At 69.0% G+C, this 20,674-nt stretch carries 24 protein-coding genes; 13 read left to right on the top strand and 11 right to left on the bottom strand.

Going from position 1 to position 20,674, the window contains the following annotated elements:
• Nucleotides 1-2 precede the first annotated feature (2 nt).
• The 3 genes from AB0F17_RS43900 to AB0F17_RS43890 all read right to left on the bottom strand — a co-directional run bounded on the left by AB0F17_RS43900 (nt 3) and on the right by AB0F17_RS43890 (nt 1,598).
• The gene (locus AB0F17_RS43900; RefSeq protein WP_358035933.1) at nt 3-677 is read right to left on the bottom strand and encodes a DUF998 domain-containing protein; all 675 of its coding nucleotides are present in this window, start codon (nt 675-677) and stop codon (nt 3-5) included.
• A 214-nt stretch (nt 678-891) separates the two neighbouring features.
• Entirely contained in the window at nt 892-1,080 is a 189-nt protein-coding gene (locus tag AB0F17_RS43895) for a hypothetical protein (RefSeq protein ID WP_358035931.1), read from the bottom strand.
• Nucleotides 1,081-1,148: 68 nt separating this feature from the next.
• Nucleotides 1,149-1,598, bottom strand: a complete 450-nt coding sequence (locus AB0F17_RS43890; protein WP_358035929.1) for a MarR family transcriptional regulator — start codon at nt 1,596-1,598, stop codon at nt 1,149-1,151.
• A 61-nt stretch (nt 1,599-1,659) separates the two neighbouring features.
• On the opposite strand from AB0F17_RS43890, the gene AB0F17_RS43885 reads away from it, so the two are divergent.
• Both AB0F17_RS43885 and AB0F17_RS43880 read left to right on the top strand, forming a co-directional pair.
• Nucleotides 1,660-2,169 carry a VOC family protein gene (locus AB0F17_RS43885; RefSeq protein ID WP_358035927.1) on the top strand — a complete coding sequence of 170 codons (510 nt, stop codon included), beginning with the start codon at nt 1,660-1,662 and terminating at the stop codon, nt 2,167-2,169.
• A gap of 70 nt (nt 2,170-2,239) precedes the next feature.
• Nucleotides 2,240-2,482, top strand: a complete 243-nt coding sequence (locus AB0F17_RS43880; RefSeq protein WP_358035925.1) for a hypothetical protein — start codon at nt 2,240-2,242, stop codon at nt 2,480-2,482.
• Nucleotides 2,483-2,600: 118 nt separating this feature from the next.
• On the opposite strand, the gene AB0F17_RS43875 is transcribed toward AB0F17_RS43880, so the two are convergent.
• On the bottom strand, nt 2,601-3,176 hold the full coding sequence (locus AB0F17_RS43875; protein WP_358035923.1) for an NAD(P)H-dependent oxidoreductase: 576 nt from the start codon (nt 3,174-3,176) through the stop codon (nt 2,601-2,603).
• Nucleotides 3,177-3,265: 89 nt separating this feature from the next.
• On the opposite strand from AB0F17_RS43875, the gene AB0F17_RS43870 reads away from it, so the two are divergent.
• Nucleotides 3,266-3,604, top strand: coding sequence for a helix-turn-helix domain-containing protein (locus AB0F17_RS43870; protein WP_358035921.1), 339 nt, complete (start codon nt 3,266-3,268; stop codon nt 3,602-3,604).
• A gap of 1 nt (nt 3,605) precedes the next feature.
• On the opposite strand, the gene AB0F17_RS43865 is transcribed toward AB0F17_RS43870, so the two are convergent.
• Nucleotides 3,606-4,709 carry a hypothetical protein gene (locus AB0F17_RS43865; protein WP_358035919.1) on the bottom strand — a complete coding sequence of 368 codons (1,104 nt, stop codon included), beginning with the start codon at nt 4,707-4,709 and terminating at the stop codon, nt 3,606-3,608.
• A 99-nt stretch (nt 4,710-4,808) separates the two neighbouring features.
• Between AB0F17_RS43865 and AB0F17_RS43860 the strand changes: the two genes are divergently transcribed.
• On the top strand, nt 4,809-5,999 hold the full coding sequence (locus tag AB0F17_RS43860) for a CoA transferase (protein ID WP_358035917.1): 1,191 nt from the start codon (nt 4,809-4,811) through the stop codon (nt 5,997-5,999).
• A complete protein-coding gene (locus AB0F17_RS43855; RefSeq protein WP_358035915.1) occupies nt 5,996-6,835 on the top strand; it encodes a hypothetical protein in 840 nt (279 codons plus the stop codon). The genes AB0F17_RS43860 and AB0F17_RS43855 overlap by 4 nt, the downstream gene beginning before the upstream one ends.
• Before the next feature lie 9 nt (nt 6,836-6,844).
• Here AB0F17_RS43855 and AB0F17_RS43850 read toward each other — a convergent pair whose 3' ends face one another.
• The gene (locus AB0F17_RS43850) at nt 6,845-7,636 is read right to left on the bottom strand and encodes an SDR family oxidoreductase (protein WP_358035913.1); all 792 of its coding nucleotides are present in this window, start codon (nt 7,634-7,636) and stop codon (nt 6,845-6,847) included.
• Between the two features lie 47 nt (nt 7,637-7,683).
• On the opposite strand from AB0F17_RS43850, the gene AB0F17_RS43845 reads away from it, so the two are divergent.
• Entirely contained in the window at nt 7,684-8,190 is a 507-nt protein-coding gene (locus AB0F17_RS43845) for an NUDIX hydrolase (protein ID WP_358035911.1), read from the top strand.
• 7 nt (nt 8,191-8,197) lie between these two features.
• Here AB0F17_RS43845 and AB0F17_RS43840 read toward each other — a convergent pair whose 3' ends face one another.
• The 5 genes from AB0F17_RS43840 to AB0F17_RS43820 form a co-directional block, all read right to left on the bottom strand.
• Nucleotides 8,198-8,635: a hypothetical protein gene (locus AB0F17_RS43840; RefSeq protein ID WP_358035909.1), complete on the bottom strand. Its 438-nt coding sequence runs from the start codon at nt 8,633-8,635 to the stop codon at nt 8,198-8,200.
• 10 nt (nt 8,636-8,645) lie between these two features.
• Nucleotides 8,646-9,728 (bottom strand): DUF6745 domain-containing protein, encoded by a 1,083-nt coding sequence (locus AB0F17_RS43835; protein WP_358035907.1) that lies wholly within the window; start codon nt 9,726-9,728, stop codon nt 8,646-8,648.
• 108 nt (nt 9,729-9,836) lie between these two features.
• Nucleotides 9,837-11,033, bottom strand: coding sequence for a cytochrome P450 (locus AB0F17_RS43830; protein ID WP_358035905.1), 1,197 nt, complete (start codon nt 11,031-11,033; stop codon nt 9,837-9,839).
• A 39-nt stretch (nt 11,034-11,072) separates the two neighbouring features.
• Nucleotides 11,073-12,518, bottom strand: a complete 1,446-nt coding sequence (locus tag AB0F17_RS43825; protein ID WP_358035903.1) for an MFS transporter — start codon at nt 12,516-12,518, stop codon at nt 11,073-11,075.
• Complete coding sequence (locus tag AB0F17_RS43820; RefSeq protein WP_358036122.1) at nt 12,515-13,153, bottom strand: PadR family transcriptional regulator; 639 nt, start codon at nt 13,151-13,153, stop codon at nt 12,515-12,517. Before AB0F17_RS43820 ends, AB0F17_RS43825 begins: the two co-directional genes overlap by 4 nt.
• Before the next feature lie 13 nt (nt 13,154-13,166).
• Between AB0F17_RS43820 and AB0F17_RS43815 the strand changes: the two genes are divergently transcribed.
• The 7 genes from AB0F17_RS43815 (at nt 13,167) to AB0F17_RS43785 (ending at nt 20,672) form a co-directional block, all read left to right on the top strand.
• Entirely contained in the window at nt 13,167-13,352 is a 186-nt protein-coding gene (locus AB0F17_RS43815) for a hypothetical protein (RefSeq protein WP_358035901.1), read from the top strand.
• A gap of 215 nt (nt 13,353-13,567) precedes the next feature.
• Nucleotides 13,568-13,945 (top strand): DUF4180 domain-containing protein, encoded by a 378-nt coding sequence (locus AB0F17_RS43810; RefSeq protein WP_358035899.1) that lies wholly within the window; start codon nt 13,568-13,570, stop codon nt 13,943-13,945.
• A gap of 192 nt (nt 13,946-14,137) precedes the next feature.
• Nucleotides 14,138-14,866, top strand: coding sequence for a Crp/Fnr family transcriptional regulator (locus tag AB0F17_RS43805; protein WP_358035897.1), 729 nt, complete (start codon nt 14,138-14,140; stop codon nt 14,864-14,866).
• Between the two features lie 115 nt (nt 14,867-14,981).
• Nucleotides 14,982-15,701 (top strand): hypothetical protein, encoded by a 720-nt coding sequence (locus AB0F17_RS43800; RefSeq protein WP_358035895.1) that lies wholly within the window; start codon nt 14,982-14,984, stop codon nt 15,699-15,701.
• Nucleotides 15,702-15,713: 12 nt separating this feature from the next.
• Nucleotides 15,714-17,876: a hypothetical protein gene (locus AB0F17_RS43795; protein WP_358035893.1), complete on the top strand. Its 2,163-nt coding sequence runs from the start codon at nt 15,714-15,716 to the stop codon at nt 17,874-17,876.
• Nucleotides 17,877-17,889: 13 nt separating this feature from the next.
• Entirely contained in the window at nt 17,890-19,305 is a 1,416-nt protein-coding gene (locus tag AB0F17_RS43790) for a hypothetical protein (protein ID WP_358035891.1), read from the top strand.
• Nucleotides 19,305-20,672 carry a DUF4407 domain-containing protein gene (locus tag AB0F17_RS43785; RefSeq protein WP_358035889.1) on the top strand — a complete coding sequence of 456 codons (1,368 nt, stop codon included), beginning with the start codon at nt 19,305-19,307 and terminating at the stop codon, nt 20,670-20,672. The genes AB0F17_RS43790 and AB0F17_RS43785 overlap by 1 nt, the downstream gene beginning before the upstream one ends.
• The last annotated feature ends 2 nt before the right edge of the window (nt 20,673-20,674 follow it).

The raw sequence follows: 20,674 nt of genomic DNA, 5'->3' as shown, positions 1-20,674 counted from the left end.
TTTTAAGATCGACTACCCACAAACTCGTGATATGTCCGGAAATTCATAGGCTGCTGGGCGATGGCGCGGCCCCACGCGAGTCGTACCAACCACGCCGCGAGCACCGCCAGCAACGCCACCTCCGCGCCCAGCAGCGCCCGCTCCACCAGCCCGATCATCACCCGCTCGCCGGGCAGGGCCACATAGGTGATCGCCAGCACCCCGAGCCCGCCCGCCAGGGCCAGCCACTCGACGGTCCGCGCGACCGGCTTCCACGCCTCGTCGGCCGCCAGCCGGGGCACCAGCAGGGCGGCCGCGGCGGGCAGGCTGACGAACGCGGCCACCGACACGTAGCGGTGGATCTGCGCGGTCAGGGTCAGGTCGTGGCCGATCGGCGTGGTCGGGATGACCGCCGCGACGATCAGCGCCCCCGACCACACCCACAGCAGCCGCTCCGGTAGCCCCCGCACCGGTGCGTGCGCCGCTTTCAGCGCCTTCAGGAGAATGAGCGAACCGAGGCCCAGCACCACCATCGCCGCTTCCGTGACGCCCCCGCGGTCGGACACGGCGTATTCGCTGACGGTCACGTTGAGGGGGTTCAGGTCCGGGTCGGGCACCAGTTGCCCGACCACGATCCCGACCACCGCGAACACGATCGACCCGCAGGCGATGATGGGATAGAGCCTCTTTGCGGTCATGCCTCTACTCTCCCGGCCACCGCCCCCACCCACATCAGGCCCCACCCCCGACCCGACCCTGATTGCTTGTCGGGGTTTTTTAAGGGATCTTTCTGTTACGGCAGGCACGGGAGGGCCCATCCGCCGACCGGGGTCGGCGGCCTTCCAGGGGCACGGTCCTCCGCCTCACCGGCTGGGCGCCGCTACGTGCGTCTTCTTGGCCGTCTTCTTCGCTCTACAAGCCCGAAGGGTCTCTGCCTACGCTGATCTCTTCGGCGATTCTGCGAAGTTCGGCCAGGTCGAGGCCGGGGGCCTTGGGCAACTGGCGCATCAGGGTCTCCATCACCACGGGCACCGGCTGGCCGGCCAGGCGGCCGGCGATCCCGTGGACAGCCCGGAAAAGTGCCTCATCCGTGTCGTGCATCCGCTCTCCTTGTTCTAGGTCGTGGGAGATCCGGGAGAACGGTACGGCGTCGCGGGGACAGTTTCGCGCTACTGCTCCAGCGTGTTCCGGAGCGCCGTGCAGATCTCGGCGAGATGTCCCTGCTGCTCAGGGGTGAGGACGTCGAACAGGCTCCGCCGTACTTCCGCCACGTGCCCGGGCGCGGCGTCGGCCAGCGCGGCGAACCCCTCGGTGGTGAGCACGGCGTAGTTGCCCCGGCGGTCGGAGTCGCAGCGGTGACGCCGCACCCAGCCGCGCTCCTCCAGCCGGGCGACCGCGTGCGAGAGCCGGCTCTGCGAGCTCTGCGCCCTGGCGGCCAGCTCGCTCATCCGCATCGAGCGCTCAGGCGCCTCCGACAGGGCCACCAAGATCATGTAGTACGCGTGCGGCATGCCCGCCTCACGCTGGAGCTGGCGGTCGAGCGCCTCGTTCACCAACTGGGTCGCGGCCATGAAGGCACGCCAGGTGCGCTGCTCGTCGTCATCCAGCCATCGGGTCATGCGGTCATTTTACTTGAACTCTCATATACTTAGCGGTAGCTTCCGCCGAAAGGGGTTCACCATGCCGGTCCAACGGCTCAATCACGCCGTCCTGTACGTACGCGACGTCGAACGCAGCGTCACCTTCTATCGGGAGGCTCTCGGCTTCGAGGCCGTCATGAGCATGCCCGGCGCCGCCTTCCTGCAGGCCTCCGGCTCGACCAACGACCACGACCTGGGCCTGTTCCAGATCGGCGAGCGGGCGGGCCAGTCCACCGCCGGCCGGTCCACCGTCGGCCTCTACCACCTGGCCTGGGAGGTCGACACGCTCGACGAGCTGGAGCGCATCGCGGCCAAGCTGAGCGAGCTCGGCGCGCTGGCCGGCGCCTCCGACCACTCCACCACCAAGGCGCTGTACGCGCACGACCCCGACGGGCTGGAGTTCGAGGTCTCGTGGCTGGTGCCCGCCTCGCTCCTCACCGACGAGGTGCTCGCCGGCCGCACCAGCATCCGGCCGCTCGACATCGCGGCCGACAAGGAGCGCTACGGCGGGCAGACGCGCGGCGGGGTTGGCGTCTCGATCCCCGCCTGATTGTCTGGCGTCGCATTTCTGGCTGGATGTACCGTGGCCTTATCCCACTCCCGCGCCTTGGAGAAGGGCCATGCCGAGCGATCCTGACCATGTTCTCGACGCCATCGACGGTGTCGTCGACGAATGGGAGACGCTGAGCGCCGACGCTATGCGCTGGGCGCCGCCCGAGAGCAAGACCGACGATCTGCTCCAAGAGGTGACCGAGATCTTCGGCCCGCTGGCGAACGCGCTCACCCAGGCGTTCCGCCCGCTGGGCGACGCCGTGACCCGCGCGCTCGACCGCCTCATCGACGACGACGACGAGGAAGGCTGACGATGACTCCCGTACCGGCCCGGCGGGCTTTAACCCGCTGCTCGGCCCGCTCGCGCCGGACGGGTCAGGCGGGCCGGCCGAGTCAGGCCGGCCAGTCGGGCCAGGCAGGTCAGGCGGGTCAGGCGGCCGAGAGGCGCATGGGGCGCAGGGCGCCGGTGAGCTTGGCGAGCTCGGCCAGCATGGCGTCGGCGGCGCCGGTCATCACGTCGTTGGGCTTGACCGTGCCGTCCTCGACGAACTGCGGGTAGAACGCCAGGTTGACGGCCTCGACCACCGGGATCATCTTCAGCGAGCTGACCACCTGGCGCAGGCTGTTGACCGCGCGGGTGCCGCCGGACAGACCGCCGTAGCTCACGAAGCCCGCCGCCTTGTGCTGCCACTCCTGGTGCAGGTAGTCGAGGGCGTTCTTGAGCACGGCGTTGAAGCTGTGGTTGTACTCGGGCGTCACGAAGACGTAGGCGTCGCCGCGCTCGACGATGGCGCTCCACTCCTTGGTGTGCGCGTGCTCGTACTGCTTGAGCCTGGGGTGGTTCGGCTCGTCCAGGAAGGGCAGGCCCACCTCGGCCAGGTCGACCAGCTCGACGTCGAAGTCGCCCCCGGCCACGGCCCGCTCGTAGAACCACTCCCCGATCACCCTGCCCGCGCGGCCGGGGCGGGTGCTGGCGATGATCACTTGCAGTACGGGCTTGGACATGTCCTGCTCCTCGGTCTCGAAGGTCTAGCGACTCAACATTATTGAGTAACTACATATTTCTTAGCAAGTTGGAGGGTATGATCTAGCGCGTGAGCCTCCATTCGGTATGCACCCGGTTTCACACCGCCCTGGAGCTGATCGGGGCACGGTGGTCGGGCGCCCTGCTGCACATGATCTTCAAGGGCACACACCGCTACGCCGAGCTCAAAGCGGCCATCCCCGGAGTGAACGACACGATGCTCGCCCGGCGCCTGCGGGAGCTGGAGGCGGCCGGGCTCATCGAGCGGCGGGTGCTCGACACGTCGCCGGTCAGGGTCGAATATCACCTGACGGAGATGGGCGAGGAACTGCGCCCCGTCCTGGACGAGCTGGTCGTCTGGGCGCACAAGTGGATCCCGCTCCCGGAGGACGAGGCCGAAGCCTCCTGAGTCAGGCGGCGCCCAGGTGCTCGGCGATGGCCCCGGTGACCGGGATGACCGTGGGCAGCGGCCGGGCGGTGAAATGCGCGGGCTTGTGGGTGCGCAACAGCAGCTCGCCACTGCGCTCCCACTGGAAGCCGCGCTTGTTCAGCAGCCCGGCGAAGACCGCTCCGGCCTTCTCGGGGTCGCGTTCGGCCAGCCGCCGGATCGGCACCGGCGAGACGGCGTCACCCCGGAGATAGGCGCTGACGAGCTCGCGATAGGGCCGCTTGGCGATCAGGCCGGGGTCCAGGAAGACCTCCTCCAGCATGCCGAAGTCGGCGTAGTAGCCGAGCCCGGCGACCTCGTCGAAGATCAGCGCCACCGTCTCGGCCCCGGCCACCTGCTCGGGCAGCTCCTGCCCGGCCGGTGGGGCACCGCCCAGCCGGCCCGACTGGTAGGCCAGGTAAGCGCGCATGCGGTCGGCCAGCTCGGCGCCCCGCAGCACGACCAGGTCGGCCCCGAAGTGGCCGATGAAGCATTGGCGCCGCTCGCGCTGCAGCTCCCTGGCCTGGGTCAGCAGCACCGGGTTGCGGAACACCCACGCGGGATGCTCCAGCGCGATGTGCGCGGCCGTCGACAGGAGCGTGTCGCGCGCGGCGGCCGGGTGCACCGCCGGGGTGCCGCTGATCAGCCAGTCGAGCCCGAGCGGCACCAGCCTGCCCACGACGTACATCCCGGGCCGCAGCTCCTCGAAGGCCGCCTCACCCAGATTGGAGAACGCCCGGTAGGTCAGTTCGTCCACGAGGTTGAACAGCAGCACGGTCGCCCCGTCGACCACCCGCACCTCGTACACGCCCTCGACCACGTCCTTCCATCTCGACAGCAGCTCGACGTCGGTCCTGGCGAGGCCGGGCCGCTCGCGCAGGAACCGGTCGATGACCGTGTCGCCGCCGGTCAGCAGGTGCTGGTGGGCGAAGTAGTCGACGGGCAGGAAGGCCGCGGCCTCGTCGGCGGGCGGGCCGTCGGCGTAGAACCGGTCGAGCACTCCGCTCAGCTCGCGCCCGAACCGGCCGGAGGTGGCAAAGTGGATCAGCTCGACCTTGAGCTCTAGGGCCCGCGCAAGCATGGTCATCATCACTCCTTGTGTCCGAACAGACACTAACCGTCCCTGGCACGGTCGAGACGGCTCTTCCACGACTTGGGGTCACCACCTGCCACTAACCTGCCTTCTGTGAACGATGCGGCGCCCCTGGCGGGTCTGCGGGTCATCGAGCTGTCGAGCTACATCGCCTCGCCGCTCGGCGGGATGACGCTCGCCCAGCTCGGCGCCGACGTGATCCGGGTGGATCAGCGCGGCGGCGGCCCCGACCTGGGCCGATGGCCACTGGCCCCGTCCGGCCGCAGCCTCTACTGGGCCGGACTGAACAAGGGCAAGCGATCCGTCACCGCCGACCTCCGCTCCCCCACGGGCCGCGAAGTCGTCGCCGCGCTGATCACGACCGCCGGCATCGTGCTCACCAACGCCGCGCCGCGCCCCGGCCTGACCTACGACGACCTGCGCGAGCGGCGACCCGACCTCGTGTACGCGCGGCTGCTCGGCCACCGCGACGGCCGCAACGCCGTGGACTACACGGTCAACGCCTCCCTGGGCTTCCCCGCCATAACCGGGCCGGAGGACCACGACGGGCCGGTCAACCACGTGCTGCCGGCGTGGGACGTCGCCTGCGGGCTGTACCTCGCGGTCGGGCTGCTCGCCGCCGAACGGCACCGCCTGCTCACCGGCCATGGGCAGCGGCTGGAGGTGGCGCTGCACGACGTGGCGCTGGCCACCGCGGGCAACCTCGGCTACCTGGCCGAGGCCCAGCTCTGCGCCACCCCTCGCCCGCGACTCGGCAACCACGTCTTCGGCGACTTCGGCCGCGACTTCGCCACCGCCGACGGGCGGCGGGTCATGGTGCTGGTCCTCACCACGAGGCACTGGCGCGACCTGGTGGCCGCGACCGGCCTGGCGGAGGTGATGGCCGCGCTGGAACGCGCCCTGGGCGCCGACTTCCTGCGCGAAGCCGACCGGTACACCTACCGGGAGACGCTGGGCGGCGTGCTGTCGCCGTGGTTCGCCGGCCGGACCGTCGCCTCGCTCGAAGGGGCTCTGGGGTCCGTGCTGTGGGCCGAATACCGGGACTTCGGCGAGCTGGTCCGGGACGGCACGCTGCGCGACAGCCCGCTGATGGGCGAGCTCACCCAGCCCGGCATCGGACCGCATCTCGCGCCCGGACCGCCCGTGGTCTTCGGCGGACAGCAGCTCCCGCCGCGTCCCGCGCCGGAGTTGGGGCAGCATACGGACGAGGTGCTGGGCGAACTGCTGTCGATGTCCACGGCCGAGGTGGCCCGGCTCCGCGCTCAAGGGGTGGTGGGGGAATGACGCTCTCGGATTACCTACGCGACTGGCATCCTGGGGCCGTGACCAGCGAGGACATCCTCTCGCCCGGCCCGGCGGCGGCTCTGGCGGCGGTGCTCGACGCGCCGCCCTCCGGTGAGCCGCTGCCGTTGCCGTGGCAGTGGCTGTACTTCCTGGAGTGGCCCGCGCAGGACCGGCTCGGCATCGACGGGCATCCGGCCGAGGGGCACTTCCTGCCGCCGATCCCGCATCGGCGGCGGATGTTCGCGGGTGGGCGGATGCGGGCGCGGCGGGGATTGGAGATGGGGCGGCCCGCCGTACGGACCGCTGAGCTGACGGCCGTCACGCCGAAGGAGGGGCGGTCGGGGGAGATGCTGTTCGTGACGGTGCGGTACGAGTACCGGCAGGGTGGGGAGCTGCGGCTGGTCGACGAACAGGACCTCGTCTACCGCTCGGACCCCCCATCGCAGGGGTCGGCCTCCGCTCCGGCGGTCGCTGATGAAACTCCCGGTGCTGATGACGGTGCCGGGTGGCGGCTTTCGATGACCGCCACTCCGCCGCTGCTGTTCCGCTTCAGCGCGCTCACCGCCAACGCCCACCGCATCCACTACGACCTGCCCTACTGCACGGACGTCGAGCGCTATCCCGGCCTCGTCGTCCACGGCCCGCTGCTCGCCGTCCTCATGGCCGAGCTGCCCCGCCGGTACGCCCCGGGCCGCCGGATCACCGGCCTGACGTACCGCCTGCGCCGCCCCGTCTTCGCGGGCGAACCGATCGTCATCACCGGCGCGCCGGAGTCGGGACAACTGACCGTCCAGGACGCGGCCGGTCAACTGAGAGCCGAGGCGCACTTCACCTGACCCGCCCGCTCATACCGTCTTGAGCATCCCGCCGTCGACGAAGTACGTGGCGCCCACCGAATAACCGGCCCGGTCCGAACACAGGAAGACGACGAAGTCCGCGACCTCCTCCGGGGTGGCGAACCGCTTGATCGGCGCGTGCTCCCGCGCGACCTCGTCGAGGTGCCCCTGCCAGTCGCCGCCGCTGTCGGCGGTCAGCTGCTTGGCGGTCTTCACCCAGTCGGGAGTGAGGACCAGGCCGGGGTTGACGCAGTTCACCCGGATGTTGTGGTCGATGACCTCCGTCGAGAGCGTCTTGGAGAACATCATCAACGCGGCCTTGGTCACGTTGTAGATCGGCTCGTACCACAGCGGCTGTACGGCGCAGATCGACGCGTTGTGCAGGATGACCCCGCCACCGCGCCGCCGCATGCCGGGCACGAGTCCGCGGGCCAGCCGGACCGCCGCCATGACGTGCAGGTCCCAGTACGCCTGCCACTTCTCGTCCGGGGCCTCGAGTATGGTCTCGTTGGACCCGGCCCCGGCGTTGTTGATCAGGATGTCCGCGCCCCCGAAGCCCTCCTCCGCCGCCTCGATCAGCGCCGTGGTGCCTTCCGCCGTCGCCACGTCACACGCGACGGGCAGCACCCGTACACCGTGAGCTTCGACGATGCCGCGTGCCTCCTCCTCCAGGCGGTCGGCGGCACGGGCCGCGAGCACGAGATGCGCGCCCTCGGCGGCGAGCCCCCGCGCCACGGCCAGGCCGATCCCGGAGCTGCCACCGGTGATGACGGCGACCTTGTCCCTCAACCCGAGTTCCACGAATCCTCCCGCGCTGTCCGCACATGCCCCCTCCATCATCGGGCACCATGGATCTTTCTCCCGGCGCGACACAGGAGGGGTTCGATATGGCGGAGAGCGACACCCCACGAACGCGGCGGGTCGCCGCCTACGGGGTGTGCATACAGAACGGTCAGGTCCTGCTGGCGCGGTGGATTTCCGCCGATGGCGCGGAGTGGCGATGGACCCTCCCCGGCGGGGGATTGGAGCACGGCGAGGACCCTCTTGACGCGATGGTCCGGGAGGTGCGGGAGGAGACCGGCTATGAGGTGGTCGCCGAGCGGCTCCTGGGGATCGATTCGCGGCGGCGTTCCTTGCCTGGGCCGGAGGGCCGCATCGACTTCCACGCGGTGCGGATCGTCTACGCGGCGCGGATCGTCAGCGGTGAGCTGCGGTACGAGGTCGGCGGGACGACGGATCAGGCCGCCTGGTTCGACCTGGACGCGGTGCCGGGCCTGCCCCGGGTCGACCTGATCGACGCCGCCCTGGAACTCCACCGCGACACTCCCCCGACGGGACGCATCGCCCAGACATAGGCCGCTGTCAGTCGGCCACGAGGCGTGCCCGCTGGCCCTCGTGCTCGCGCTGCCGCCGGATGACGTACGTACCCGGCGTACAGCCCGATGCCCCATGTTCGGGATGCAGCAGGTAGGCGACGGCGGAGGTCTCGAAGATGCCGAGCGCCAGCCCGTCGGAGTCCGACACGCTGGTCGTCCACCGGCAGGTACCGGGGTCGGCGACGAGCGTGTGCGGGTTACCGCCGGCCGCGCCGCGCAGCAGTTCGACCCCCTCAGGGGGCACGTCCGTCCACGTGGCGTCGGTCCATGGCCGCACGGACGACGCGACGACGGAGAGCGGAATGACGATGAGGTCGCCCTGGGCTTGGAGCCCGTCGACGACGGGGATGCTCGCCTCCTTCTCGAGGTGGTCGAGCACGGCGAGTCCGGTCTGCTGGGAGAGCGAAGCGAGAGTCACAGTCATGAAGATCACCTCAGGTTCGGCGTACGAGAAGGGAGTACTGCTCGGCGGACAGCCCGTAGGTCCAGCCGGCGGCGTCGACGGGGTCGTTGAGGAAGCCCGGCACGGTCAGCCCGTACCGGCGGCGGCGCCCGTCGCGTTCGACGGAACCGTTGACCGCGAGGAGCACCCGGGTCTCCTTGCGCATGTCATAGAGCCGCAGTTCCGAGCCGGGGTTGCCGGGGTCCGGCGCGGCGGCGACCAGCCGGAGCCCGGCCCGGTCGATGTAGGAGGTCCAGCCGATGCGCTCGATCGCGCACCGCCTGACCTCGATGTTGGCCTCCTGCGCGATCCGCTGGACGTGCGGATCGGTGATCACCCAGGAGGGCACCCGCGTGCCGTGCCAGGCGTGCACGTCCCACCCGTCCGCGTACCGGATGGCGGGGCCGTCCGCACAGTGCAGCCGCACTTCGCCGGCGTCGCCCCACACCTCCGTGCGCACGGCGACAGGCCGCTCGGAGACGACGCACACGCCTTCACGAGGCCACCACCAGCCGCCCGACCGGGCCACCGCCGCCCACAGATCGAGCAGCCGGGTCTGCTCGGGAGTGAAGACCACCCCGGCCGCCCGGCGGAGGGCGTCGTAGTGGGCGACCCAGGAAACGCACTGCACCCCGTACCAGGCGGTCCGTACGTCGCCCGGCGAGTCGTGCGCGGCCCGAACCGGTACGAGGAGCGAGCCATCGGTGGACAGTGAGAGCGAGCTGCGAACTTCCCGGCGGATCAGCCGGTCCATCGGCTGATGTACCCACCTGACCTGGGCGTCGAGTTCGCGGCACAGCTCCCTCATCAGGGCGGAGAGGCGAGACGGCAGCGGCCATTCGGCCATCCGCCGGACGGCCTCCGAAGGCCGTAGACGCACACCAGGCGGGACGGTCGCCAGAGCCGCGACCGGTGACGCGACCCAGTGGAAACGCGGCGGAGCGAGCCCGATCAGGCGATAGAGCTCGGAGATTGCGGCCTCGGTGGCCGGACGGTTGGCGGGCAGCGTCGACAACGCCAAGCCCAGCCATTCTTCGCGGATTTCGGCAGCTTCCCGCTGCACGAGAACGCTCACCAGATGAAGGTGGCGTCGTCCTTTCCTACGATCATGGCGCAAATGGTGACAGATCTGGGTGGAGTCTGTCTACTAAGGACTTCGCCACGAAGCTGAGAGGCGGCCTCCTCACCAGGCGAGGAACAGTGCCTCGGGAGAGCGGTGGATGAGGGTGGGGACCATGGTCACGTCAGTGCGGGCCAGGCGCAGGCCGGGGAGGTCGCGGATCAGGATTTCCAGGGTTATCCGCACCTGCTCCTTGGCGATCTGCGAGCCCGGGCAGCCGTGCGGGCCATGCCCGAAGGACAGGTGGCGAAAGGCCTGCCGGCTGATGTCGAACTCGTCCGGGCGCAGGTCGGCGTCCGCGTCGCGGCCGGCCGAGGCGAAGGAGATGAAGATCACGTCGTTCGCGTGCAGCTCGGTCTCGCCCAGTGTCACGTCGGTGGTGACCGTACGCCGGAAGCCCTGGATCGGCGCCTCGAACCGGGCCGCCTCCTCGACGGCCGCGGGGATGAGCTGCGGCTGCTCGCACAGCAGTGTCCACTGGCGGCGGTCGCGCAGCAGGTTCAGCATGACCGTGCCGAGCAGTGCGGTCGTGGTCAGGTGGCCGGCCAGCAGCAGGTTCTGGACGTTGGACACGATCTCCCTGCGCTGGTCGAGCGTGAGGTCCTCGGATCCGGGCGCCAGGCCGCGAACCATCTCGGTGAACAGGTCGTCACGCGGAGCCCTCCTACGCGCGCGGACGTAGCCGTCGAGCAGGTGCTGCAGGGTCACGATCTCTTTCGCGGCCTCGACCTGCCCGGCCTCCGTCAGCTCGGTGAACACCAGGCTCTCCGCCTGCTGCGCGCCCTGGATCGCGCCGGGGACGTCGGCGGGGTCCAGGCCGATCAGGTGGCCGATCACGTCGGCGGGCAGCAGCTTGGCGTACGCGTCCATCCACTCGACCTGGCCATCCCCGGCGAAGGAGCCGATGAGCGCTTCGGCCCGTTCGGTGACGAACGGGAGCACGGCGGCGACCCTGGCCGGGGACAGTCCTCTGGTGAGGGGCCGGCGCAGGCGCCGGTGCGCGTCACCATCGGCGCCGAGCACCGCCTGCACTCCGCCGAATCCCTTGATCAACTCCGAGAGCGCGGCCTTGCCGGGCAGGTAGTCGGGCCGCAGCGCACCCGCCGAGGAGAACTGCTCGGGCTTGCTCAGCACCTCGCGTACGTCTTCGCGCCTGCTCACCAGCCAGGCGTTCAGCTCGGGTACGAAGGTAAGCCCACGAGTCCGGCGAGCCTCGGCATAAAGGGGGTACGGGTCGCGGTAAAAGGCCTGCGGGTTCACGTGCCTATGGTCGCCGGTGAGATCTCTGCTGGACAAGCGTCATGAGGTGGATCTCTTGGGCAACGTGAACCCGAGCGCGAAGGCGAGGACCGCGAAGCCGGCGCTGACCCCCATGGCGTAGGTGGCGCCGTGGGCGAAGGCGAGGGCGGCGGCATCGGGACCGGGGGTGCTGAAGTCGAGGTTTCCGAACAGGACGCTTCCGGTCACCGCGATGCCGACGGCGCTACCGATCCGCTGAACGGTGCCGATGACTCCGCTCGCGGCTCCCGCTTCGGCCCGATCCACGGTCGCGACGATGAAGTCGGCATTGGGCGCGATGAACAGTCCGCTGCCGATGCCTCCGAGGAGGAGCGGGACAGTCAGGTACCACCCGTGGAGGCTGGTGGGAGCGACGGCCACCAGGACGAGCCAGATGGCGATGATGCCGATGGCGACGAGCCCGAGGCCGACGAGGAGAACGGTACGGCCGAATCGGCTGGCGAGCCGGTCGCTTTGGGCGGCGCCGATGATGCTCCCGATGGCGAAGGGCAGCACGACGAGGCCCGACTGCAGCGCGGTCGCGCCGAGTCCTGCCTGCCAGAGCAGGGCGACGCTGAAGAAGATGCTGGTGAAGGCGGCGAAGTAGACGAAGGCCAGGACGACCCCGCCGGTGAAGGAGGGATGGACGAACAGGTGCGGCGGGACGAGAGGTCTCCCACCGAGGCGGGCGACACGACGCTCCCAGAACGCGAACCCGACGATCAGCGCGACACCGCCGGCTATCGAGAGATACGTCCATTCGGGCCATCCCTGGTCCTGGCCTTGGATGAGCGGCACCAGCAGGGCGACGAGGCCGCCGGCGATGAGCACGAGTCCGATCCAGTCGGACCCCGTGTCCCGGGCTCCCTCGTCTCGTGAGGGCAGCAGCCAGAAGGCGGCGGCGACGGCGAGGACACCGATCGGAAGATTGACCCAGAACACCCATCGCCACCCGTCGTGAGCTCCGAACGCCTGGATGATGAGGCCGCCGGTGAGGGGGCCGAGGGCGGTGGAGAACCCGATCGTCGCCCCCATGATCGCGAACGCCTTGCCGCGCAGCCGCCCCGGGAACATCAGCTGGATGAGGGCTGTGACGGGCGTGAAGAAGATGCCTCCGGCAAGGCCCTGGACGACGCGGACAGCGATGAGCTGCGCGTCGTTCTGCGCCAGTCCGCAGGCCAGACTCGCGACGGTGAACAGGGCCAACCCTGCGACAAAGACCCATTTATGGCCGTACCGATCACCGACCCGGCCGGCGGGGATGAGCGCCAGGCCGTACGCGAGCGCATAGCCGGAGATCACCCACGACAACGTGGATTCCGAGGCGCCGAGGCTGGTGCGGATCGTCGGGATGGCGACGTTGACGATGGTGGTGTCCAGGAGCGCCATGAACACGCCCGCCAAGAGGATCACCAACGCGAACCAGGTGGCGCGGGAAACGGTCTGCGGCGGACTCTGCTGATTCATGATGTCCCTTTCCGGGCCTTCTCATCGGCGATCACCTCAGGAAGGAGAGAGGCCAGCTCCTGATGCCACGCGATCTCCGCCCGCAACCGGTAAGACCCGTGCTTCATCGCCAGCTTTTCGGCAAGTGTCAGATAGGAGGCGATCGCCTGAGCGTGCGCGTCATGGTCGGCGAGCTTCGCCTCGAGAGAGCCGATCCGCACCGCGATCACGACGGGCAGGTCATTCAGGCGATCCGGATCGAGCCGGGCCATGGCCAGGTCGAACGGGTCAGGCTTGACCACGATCTCGCGCAGTGCGTTCAGCCGAAGGGTCGCGAGAGTCTTCGAACCGGCCTGGGTGATCCCCCAGACCTGACGCTGCGGGTATGCCCCCTTCCGCTCGACCCGTAGCTCCTCGATCAATCCCTCGGTCGCGAGGCGCTTGATCGCGCCGTACAGACCGCCCACGGTGATGTCCGTCCACAGATCGATGTGCTCCTCCTCGGCGAGCAGGCGCAACTGATGTCCGTGCATGGGGCCGCGTTCGGCCAATGCCCCGAGAATGAAGATCCGAATGGAAGACACAAGACTACTCTTGCATGAGTAGTAGAACAGCCGCAAATCTCGGCGAATCGCCGACCAGCGGCCGGCCGTCACCAGCGACAAGGTCTTGACCGAGATCCGGGGCGTGCGTGGCGATGGAGCAGAGGTGGCCGCTGCCGAGCAGCGTGCGAGCGTCGCCGAGGTACGCGGTCCGCAGGGCATCACTCTCGCGCGGCAAGGCGATGCTCTCCGGCCTTTGACGTCGCCGATATCCACCGCTATCGTCTTTTTGGAAAATGATGATCAGGCGTGAATTGACAACCGCCTGAAGATGCGATGGTCAGGAGCCGGATGATGGACAGGAAGGCCGCAACCACGATGGTCTGCGCCGCCTGCGATCCGGCCGCTTCGTCCTGTTGTCGCGGCTGACGCGCAACCTTCTTTTCCTTTCCACCCCGGCCACGGCCAGCGCTTCTCGGCGCGACCAAGTGATGTCGGGAATTCACCTTACCGAAAGAGCGGACCACCATGTCTGAAACAATTTCCACTATTCACGGATTTCGCGTTCTCCTGAACGGCTCCGATGGGGAAGTGATCAAGGACGAGCGCGGCGCCGTCGATCTGATAGGCGACGCGCTGGGGCAGCACGCCCAGGTGGTCATCGTTCCCACGGAACGGCTCGACGACGGCTTCTTCCAACTCCGCACCCGTATCGCCGGTGACATCATGCAGAAGTTCACGATGTACCGGCTGCTCCTGGTGATCTTGGGGGACATCAGCCGGCACGTGACGGCGAGCTCGGCCCTGCGCGACCTCGTTCATGAGTCGAACCAGGGGGATCACGTCTGGTTCCTGTCCAGCCTGGAGGAGCTCGGCGAGCGTCTGGCCCAGCGCCCCGGCGCCTGACGCGAAAGTCGGCGATCATCCGGCAGGCCGCGTCGATCGACCATTCCTTTGCCCACAATACGGCCATTTGCCGAAATATACGGATGGGCTGGCATCACTAGGAAGCCAGCTATCTCCGCAGAATTCTGCCAAGCCGCTCCGAATCAGGAATAGTTCTCTTTGTACGTTGCGACTCGTCGTTGGGGAGGGGCGATGGCGAAGGCTTCACCGTACAAAGACAACGGCCGATGGGCCGCCGGCACCCTGCTGGCCCGGCTTGGTGACGACGCGCGGAAGCACCTGCTCGAGCTCGTGCCGCCGCGGTCGTACAAGCCGGGCCGGGTTCTCCTGCACCAGGGCGAGATCGGCAACCATGTCTACATCCTCACCTCAGCCCGGCCGGGCACCCCCGCCTGCGTCAAGGTGAGCGCCCGGCTCGCGAACGGCACGGAGAGCCTGCTGGGCATCCGTGTTTCCGGTGACGCCGTCGGCGAGCTCGCGGTCCTGCGAGGCTCCGCGCGTAGCGCCACAGTGACAACATGCTCACCGACAGACGCTTACGTCATCCCGCGCAAGGAGTTCCTGGACTTCCTGGGCCGCTACCCGGAGGCGTGGCCCGCCATCGGCGGGATGATCGCGGACCGGCTCGACTGGGCGAACCAGCGCCGGCTCGACTTCGTCGGCTACCCCGTGCCCGTGCGTCTGGCGCGCGTGCTGGCCGCCCTCGCCGAGCGGCACGGAGCGAAGGTCGAAGGCGGCTACGACCTCGGCGTACGCCTGTCGCAGGAGGAGCTCGGAAGGCTGATAGGCGCTGGTAAGGACGCTGTCGGCAAGGCCATCGTCAAGCTCAAGGACGCCGGTCTCATCACCGTGCAGTACCGGGGCATCGTGGTGACCACTCTCGCGGATCTCCGCCTTTACGCCGACCTGCCCGAGCCATAACACCAGCACGGAACTCGCCAGACACCGTATTTATACGGAATCCGATCCCACGCACCATGCGAAGCTGCTCCTTTGTTCCGGCCGGTTCACACCGCGAAGAAGGAGGTGGCACGCGTTGGCCGCAGGTGACGACTTCGAACGCCGGTTGATGCTGTCCGTTGACGCAAAGGGATACGGAAGCAAGCGCGGCGGCGTTCACGGGATGATCCAGGAGAGTCTGCTCAGGGTCCTCGCGGAGGCGGGAGAACGAACCGGGCTCAACCGCACCGCGTGGGCCCGGCAACCTCTGGGCGACGGAGAGCTCGCCATCCTTCCGGCCACCGAACCGGAGCCGAGGGTGGTCGAAGACTTCCCCCGGCAGCTCGCCGCCGCCATACGCAGGCACAACAGGAGCCTGCGCGAGGAGCATCAGTTGCGGCTCAGACTCGCGATCCATTTCGGCACCGCGATCCCCGCCGCCAACGGCTTCGCCGGCGCCGGTCCCGTGCACGTCTCCAGGCTCTGCGAGAGCCGGCGGCTCAAGGATCTCCTGGTCGCCTCCGGTGCGGCGCTCGTCGTCGCGCTTTCCGACACGGTGTACGCCGACGTGGTCGTCCAGGGACACACCTCCCTGGACCCCGAGGACTTCAGGCGCGTACGCGTCCACGAGAAGGAACTCGACGTGGACGCGTGGGTCTGGGTACCCGGCGGCGACGTACACGCCCTCACCCTGAGCGAGCCCCCGGACACAGCGGAAGGCGCGCCGGCCGGCGGTCCGACTCCTCAGAAGCTCAACGTCAACGTCTTCAACGAGCACGTCGACGCACGCCGCGCCGTCTTCGGGTTCCAGGAGTAGCGGGAGAGACGCGTGGCCGAAGACGAACAGCCGGCGGAGCCCACCGGTGAGCAGGTGGAACAGGAGACCGGCTCAGACGGCCAGGAGGAGCCCGCCGCCGCGACACCTCGCAAGGATGTGGCGGCGGACAAGCAGAAAGGTGGCCACACCCAGTCGGAGCGCAAGGCCGTCTACAACACCTTCCTCGGCTCGGTGAACATGGGCGGCAGCATGCTCGGCTTCGGCGAGGGCGGCGCGGGCGGTGACGGCGAGAGCGGCACCGGCACGTCGGCCACCGGACGGCTCTCCCCCACACTGGTCGAGGCGGCCTGCGCGTGCTACATCGCACCGGAGGAGCCGTACGAGGCCGCTCGCGAGGCCCTGCTGGATGACCGTGTCGTGGCTCTCGTCGGCGCGGCCGGCATCGGCAAGCGGACCGGCTCCGTCGTGCTCCTGCGCGAGATCCTCGGTGGCGACCATCCCCCGATCATCTCCCTCGCCCCTTCCGCCACCCTCGACGAGCTGCGGAAGCGCGACTACGAGCGCGGATACGGCTATGCCGTGTTCGATCGGACGGGCGATCGGCGGGCCCTGCTCGCGCCGAAGGACGACAAGGCGGACACCGGCTGGGCCGACAGCGACCACGGCTGGCAGTCGGTGTCCGAGAAGGTGCACGAGGCCGGGGCCTATCTGGTGGTCACGACGGGTCCCGCCGCCGGCCGGCCGCCCGAGGCGGTGCGGCATGTGACCTGGGAGCGGCCCGCTCTGGCCGAGGTGCTGCGCAAGCGGCTCGATGCCGGCGTGCACGAGGAGAAGCTCACGGCGATGGTCGCCCTCCTGCCCGAAGAGTGTGCCATGGCCGATCTGGTCAGGGTCGCCCAGCGCGTGTCCGCCGGCAGCGAGCCCGTGGACGCCGTCAACGACGTCCTGGACCAGTCCGGGCGGCGCGAGGTGCGCCTGTGGTTCGATCGCGCGCCGTCTCGCCGCGAGATCCTGGACGTCACCACCCTGGCCTTCGTGACCGGTGTGGGCGATCGGGCGTTCGAGATCTGCCGCGACCTGCTGGAGCGGAGCCTGTCCGAGGTGTGGCCCGCGCCGCGCCCCGCCAAGAAGCCGGCGGAGGAGACGCATCTCCAGCAGGACCGCGCCGAGCGGCTCAGCGAGGACGGGCTCATCAGGTTCGTCCGGGACAACACCACCGGCTGGCCCCATCGCACCCTGGCCTTCCGGGAGGACAGCTATCGGCGCTACGTGCTGGAGGAGCTGAGCGAACGGTTCAGGTCGGCCTTCTGGGACGCCGTCAAGGGCTGGCTGGACCAGCTCGTCGTCTTGCGGGAGTTCTCGGTGGACGTGGCGGCCGGGCTCGCGCTCCTGTCGTACACCACCTTCGACGAGATCAACTATTCCTATCTGGAGCCCTGGTCTCTGGGCGAGAACGGCTGGGAAGGGCAGGTCGCGGCCGCGTATGTGCTGTGGTTCATGTCGCTGGACGAGGCGCTGGGCCCGGTGGCGCTGCGCACGGCCGAGTGGTGGGCGGGACAGGGCAGCACCCCGCAGCGCCTGACCGCGATTCTGGCCTTCCAGGGCGAGCTCGGCATCCGCTATCCCACCGCGGCGGCCAAGCGGCTCTGGCAACTGCTGGTGCAGCAGAACCAGCTCAGCGAGGTCGCGGCCAACGCGTTCGGGGACTTCTTCGCCGCGCTGGTCTCGGCCAGGGAGAAGGTGGGCAATGTCGTGAAACAGCTCCGCTCCCAGCTCGACGACGCGCAGAAGACCGGCAAGGGCAGGCTCAGGTACGAGCTGACGCTGGTGGCGATCGTCTCGGTCCTGTGGACCAGAGCGCCCAGGACCGGCAATCCGGCGTCCATGGAGTACCTGCGTGACAACCCCGACCGCAGGCAGATGATCGCGGAGATGTGGGCGGCGGTGCTGCGCTACCGGCCGTACCGGCATGACGGGCTGATCGCGCTGCTCGATGCGCTGAATTCGCTGGAGCGGCTGAGCGGCGCCAACGCCGAACACGACGCGCGAGCGCTCGGCGACGCGCTCGGCGCCGCGCTTCCCGTGCACGAGCACGAGCCCTTCAAGCGGGACTTCACCAACCTGATCGAGAGCTCACGCAAGAAGCCGCCGCGTGCGGCGGCCCTGACGAAAGTACTTCTCGCCGCGCTCGACCGCGCGTCCAAGACATTCTGATGGAGGGACGGAGATGGCCGAGCCATACCCGATCGTCGACCGCAAGACCCTCGACCGGCCCGACCGCGGCGGGCCACTCGGCCTGAGGCGGCGGGAGCGTGGCAAGGACGAGATACCGAAGGTCAACGGGCAGCAGGTCCGCGTCTTCTCGGTGGACGGCGGCTACCTCGTGGATCACGGCCACCGCAGGCTCGACGACGAGAAGGTGGTTCGCGCCACCCATGTGACCATCGTCGATCTCACGCACAACCGCGCCGTACAGACCGAGCTGACGATCCCGTCGCAGGACGCCAAGGACTTCACCGTGCGCGTCACGTTCCTGTGCACGGTCACCGACGCGGTCACCGTGGTCCGGGACGGGCAGGGCGACGCGGAACGGTCGCTCAACGGCTACATCCGCAGCCACCACCGGCTGTTCCAGCTCGGTCTGCAGCACAAGCTCTCCGAGATCAACCCCGTGCGGCTGAACGTACAGACGCAGATCGAGGCGTACGTGCAGCTCAAGCCGCCGCGGGTGCCGGGGCTGAACATGTCCCTGGCCAGCGTCGAAGTGCTCACCCCCGAAGAGCTGGCCGCCTTCCAGGACAAGGTCAGAACGGAAGAGCGGAACTTCGAGCTGTACCGGCTCAAGGCCATGTACGACGAGGAGGCCGACCGGCAGAGGCGCGACTGGGAGCTCGAACGCAAGAAGTACGAGCTCAAGCTGTCCGAGCAACGCCAGCACTACGAGGCCATGGAACAACTCGCCCAGCAGCGGCTGCAGCAGAGCCACAACGAGTTCCTGATCAACGAGGTGGCCAGGAAGCACCAGGCCATCGGCGACGACCCCGTCAAGGCCGCGATGGCGGCGCGCGAGGAGAAGGAGCTGACCGCGACCCAGATCGCCGACCGGCTACAGGCCGGCAAGAACCACGCGGAGGAGCGGGCGGACCGGCAGCAGGAACGCGAGTTCCTCATCGAGCAGGAGGAACGCACCCGGCGCTATGCGATGCAGGACGCGCTGATGGAACGTGAACGCTTCGAGCGCGACCGCGACTACCAGGCGACGCTGACCAAGCTCGAACGGGAGTACCAGGCCGAGCAGACGGCACTTCAGCGCGAGTACGAAACCACGCAGGGCCGTGAGCTGCGGGAGAGAGAAGACCGGCTGCAGATGCTGCGCGTACGCCTGGACATGCTCAAGGAGATCGCCCATCACGGTCACCTGAACGAGGTCTATGTGGACGCCGAGCAGCTCATCAAGGGCATCGCGCACGAGACCGGCGCCGTGACGTCGCCGCTCGCGAGTACCGCCACGCCTCCCGAGCTGGAGAACAGCCTGGAGACCGCCGGGAACGATCCAAAGGCCGACGCCGGCTCAGGCGGCGGCACCGACGCTCACGTGGAGGTCGAGGTCGCGCGCGAGACCTGGCGCGAGGAGGACTACTGATGGCCGTGCACACGGAGGCCGCGGCCTCAGCCTCTCCGGAGGGGTCGGATTGGGCGGCCACGCGGGCGTTCGCCCGCCACGTACGCCGGTCCGCGTCACGGGAGAAGCGCGTCTGGAGGTGGCTGCGCACCCTCGCCGGCGTGAACGAGGACGTGCTCGACCACTTCCCCGAAGAACGCGCCCGTTACACCCGGCTGGGTGCGATCGTGCTCAACACGGGTCTCCTCGCGGGGCTTTCGATGCTGGCGGCCTTGACGAAGTTCGTCGACGCGCCCTGGGCGCTGCTCCTCCTGGTCGCCGCCTTCTGGTCCTGGGTCATCATGTGCATCGACACCTGGCTGCTGTCGAGCACCCATGGGACGAACGGGGGTGCCGCCTTCTGGGTGCGACTCATGCTGTCGGTCGTCATCGGCCTGGCGATCGCGGAGCCGCTGCTGCTGAAGGTGTTCGAACCCGCCATCCACCGCCAGGTCGCGGCGGACCGGGTCGAGGAGCGCGCGAACAAGGAATCCGACCTGCGCTCCTGCAACCCCGTGCCGTACACGAAGCTGTCCGACCCCGAGTCGGCGCGCTGCGCGGACGACGGCCTGCTCATCAGCGTCCGGACGGCGCCGGCCACGCTGGAACACGCCTTGCAGGAGGCCAAGGGCCAGTCGAAGCTCCTGCAGAGCCAGATCGACGACACGGACGGCAGGATCGCCGCGGCCGAGGACCTGGCCCGGCGCGAGTGCAACGGGCAGACGGGAAGCGGCCTCAGCGGCCGGGCCGGCGTGGGACCCAACTGCCGCCGCGACCGGGCGGTGGCCGACCGGCTGCGGCGTACGAGCGGCAACCGGCAACGCCAGAAGGATGTCACGGCACTGCAGGCCAAGATCGTCGATCTCCAGAGCCAGCTCAAGGCCGGGAACGGCTCCTACGCCGCGCAGATCGACGCCGGGATCAAGGCCAAGCTCCCCTCCGAAGCCGGCCCCATCGGCATCCTCGAAGAGGACAAAGCCCTCGGGAACCTCTCCGCCACCAGCCTGTTCGTGTTCGTCGGCCAGTGGCTGCTCAGGATCCTGCTCATCATCATCGACTGCCTCCCGGTCCTGACCAAGAAGCTCTCCCCCATGACCGCGTACGACGCGGCGGTGGCCCGGCAGCTCGTCACCGACGACGTCCTGCACGCCGCCAAGGACGACCTGAAACGCCAGCGGGACCTGGCGGTCACGAACGTCGAGCGAGCGCGGGTACGCAAGGAAGAGGACGACGGGCTACGCGCGATCGAGGAACAGGACGAGGCCGACCGCCACCGGCGCGAGGAGGAACTGAACCACCGCATCGACGCCCTGGCCGCCGACCTCCGCAACCGCGCCACCACGGCGTAGCC

Source organism: Nonomuraea sp. NPDC026600, assembly GCF_040638335.1.
GTDB lineage: Bacteria > Actinomycetota > Actinomycetes > Streptosporangiales > Streptosporangiaceae > Nonomuraea.
This window is presented reverse-complemented; position numbering and strand designations above follow the sequence as displayed.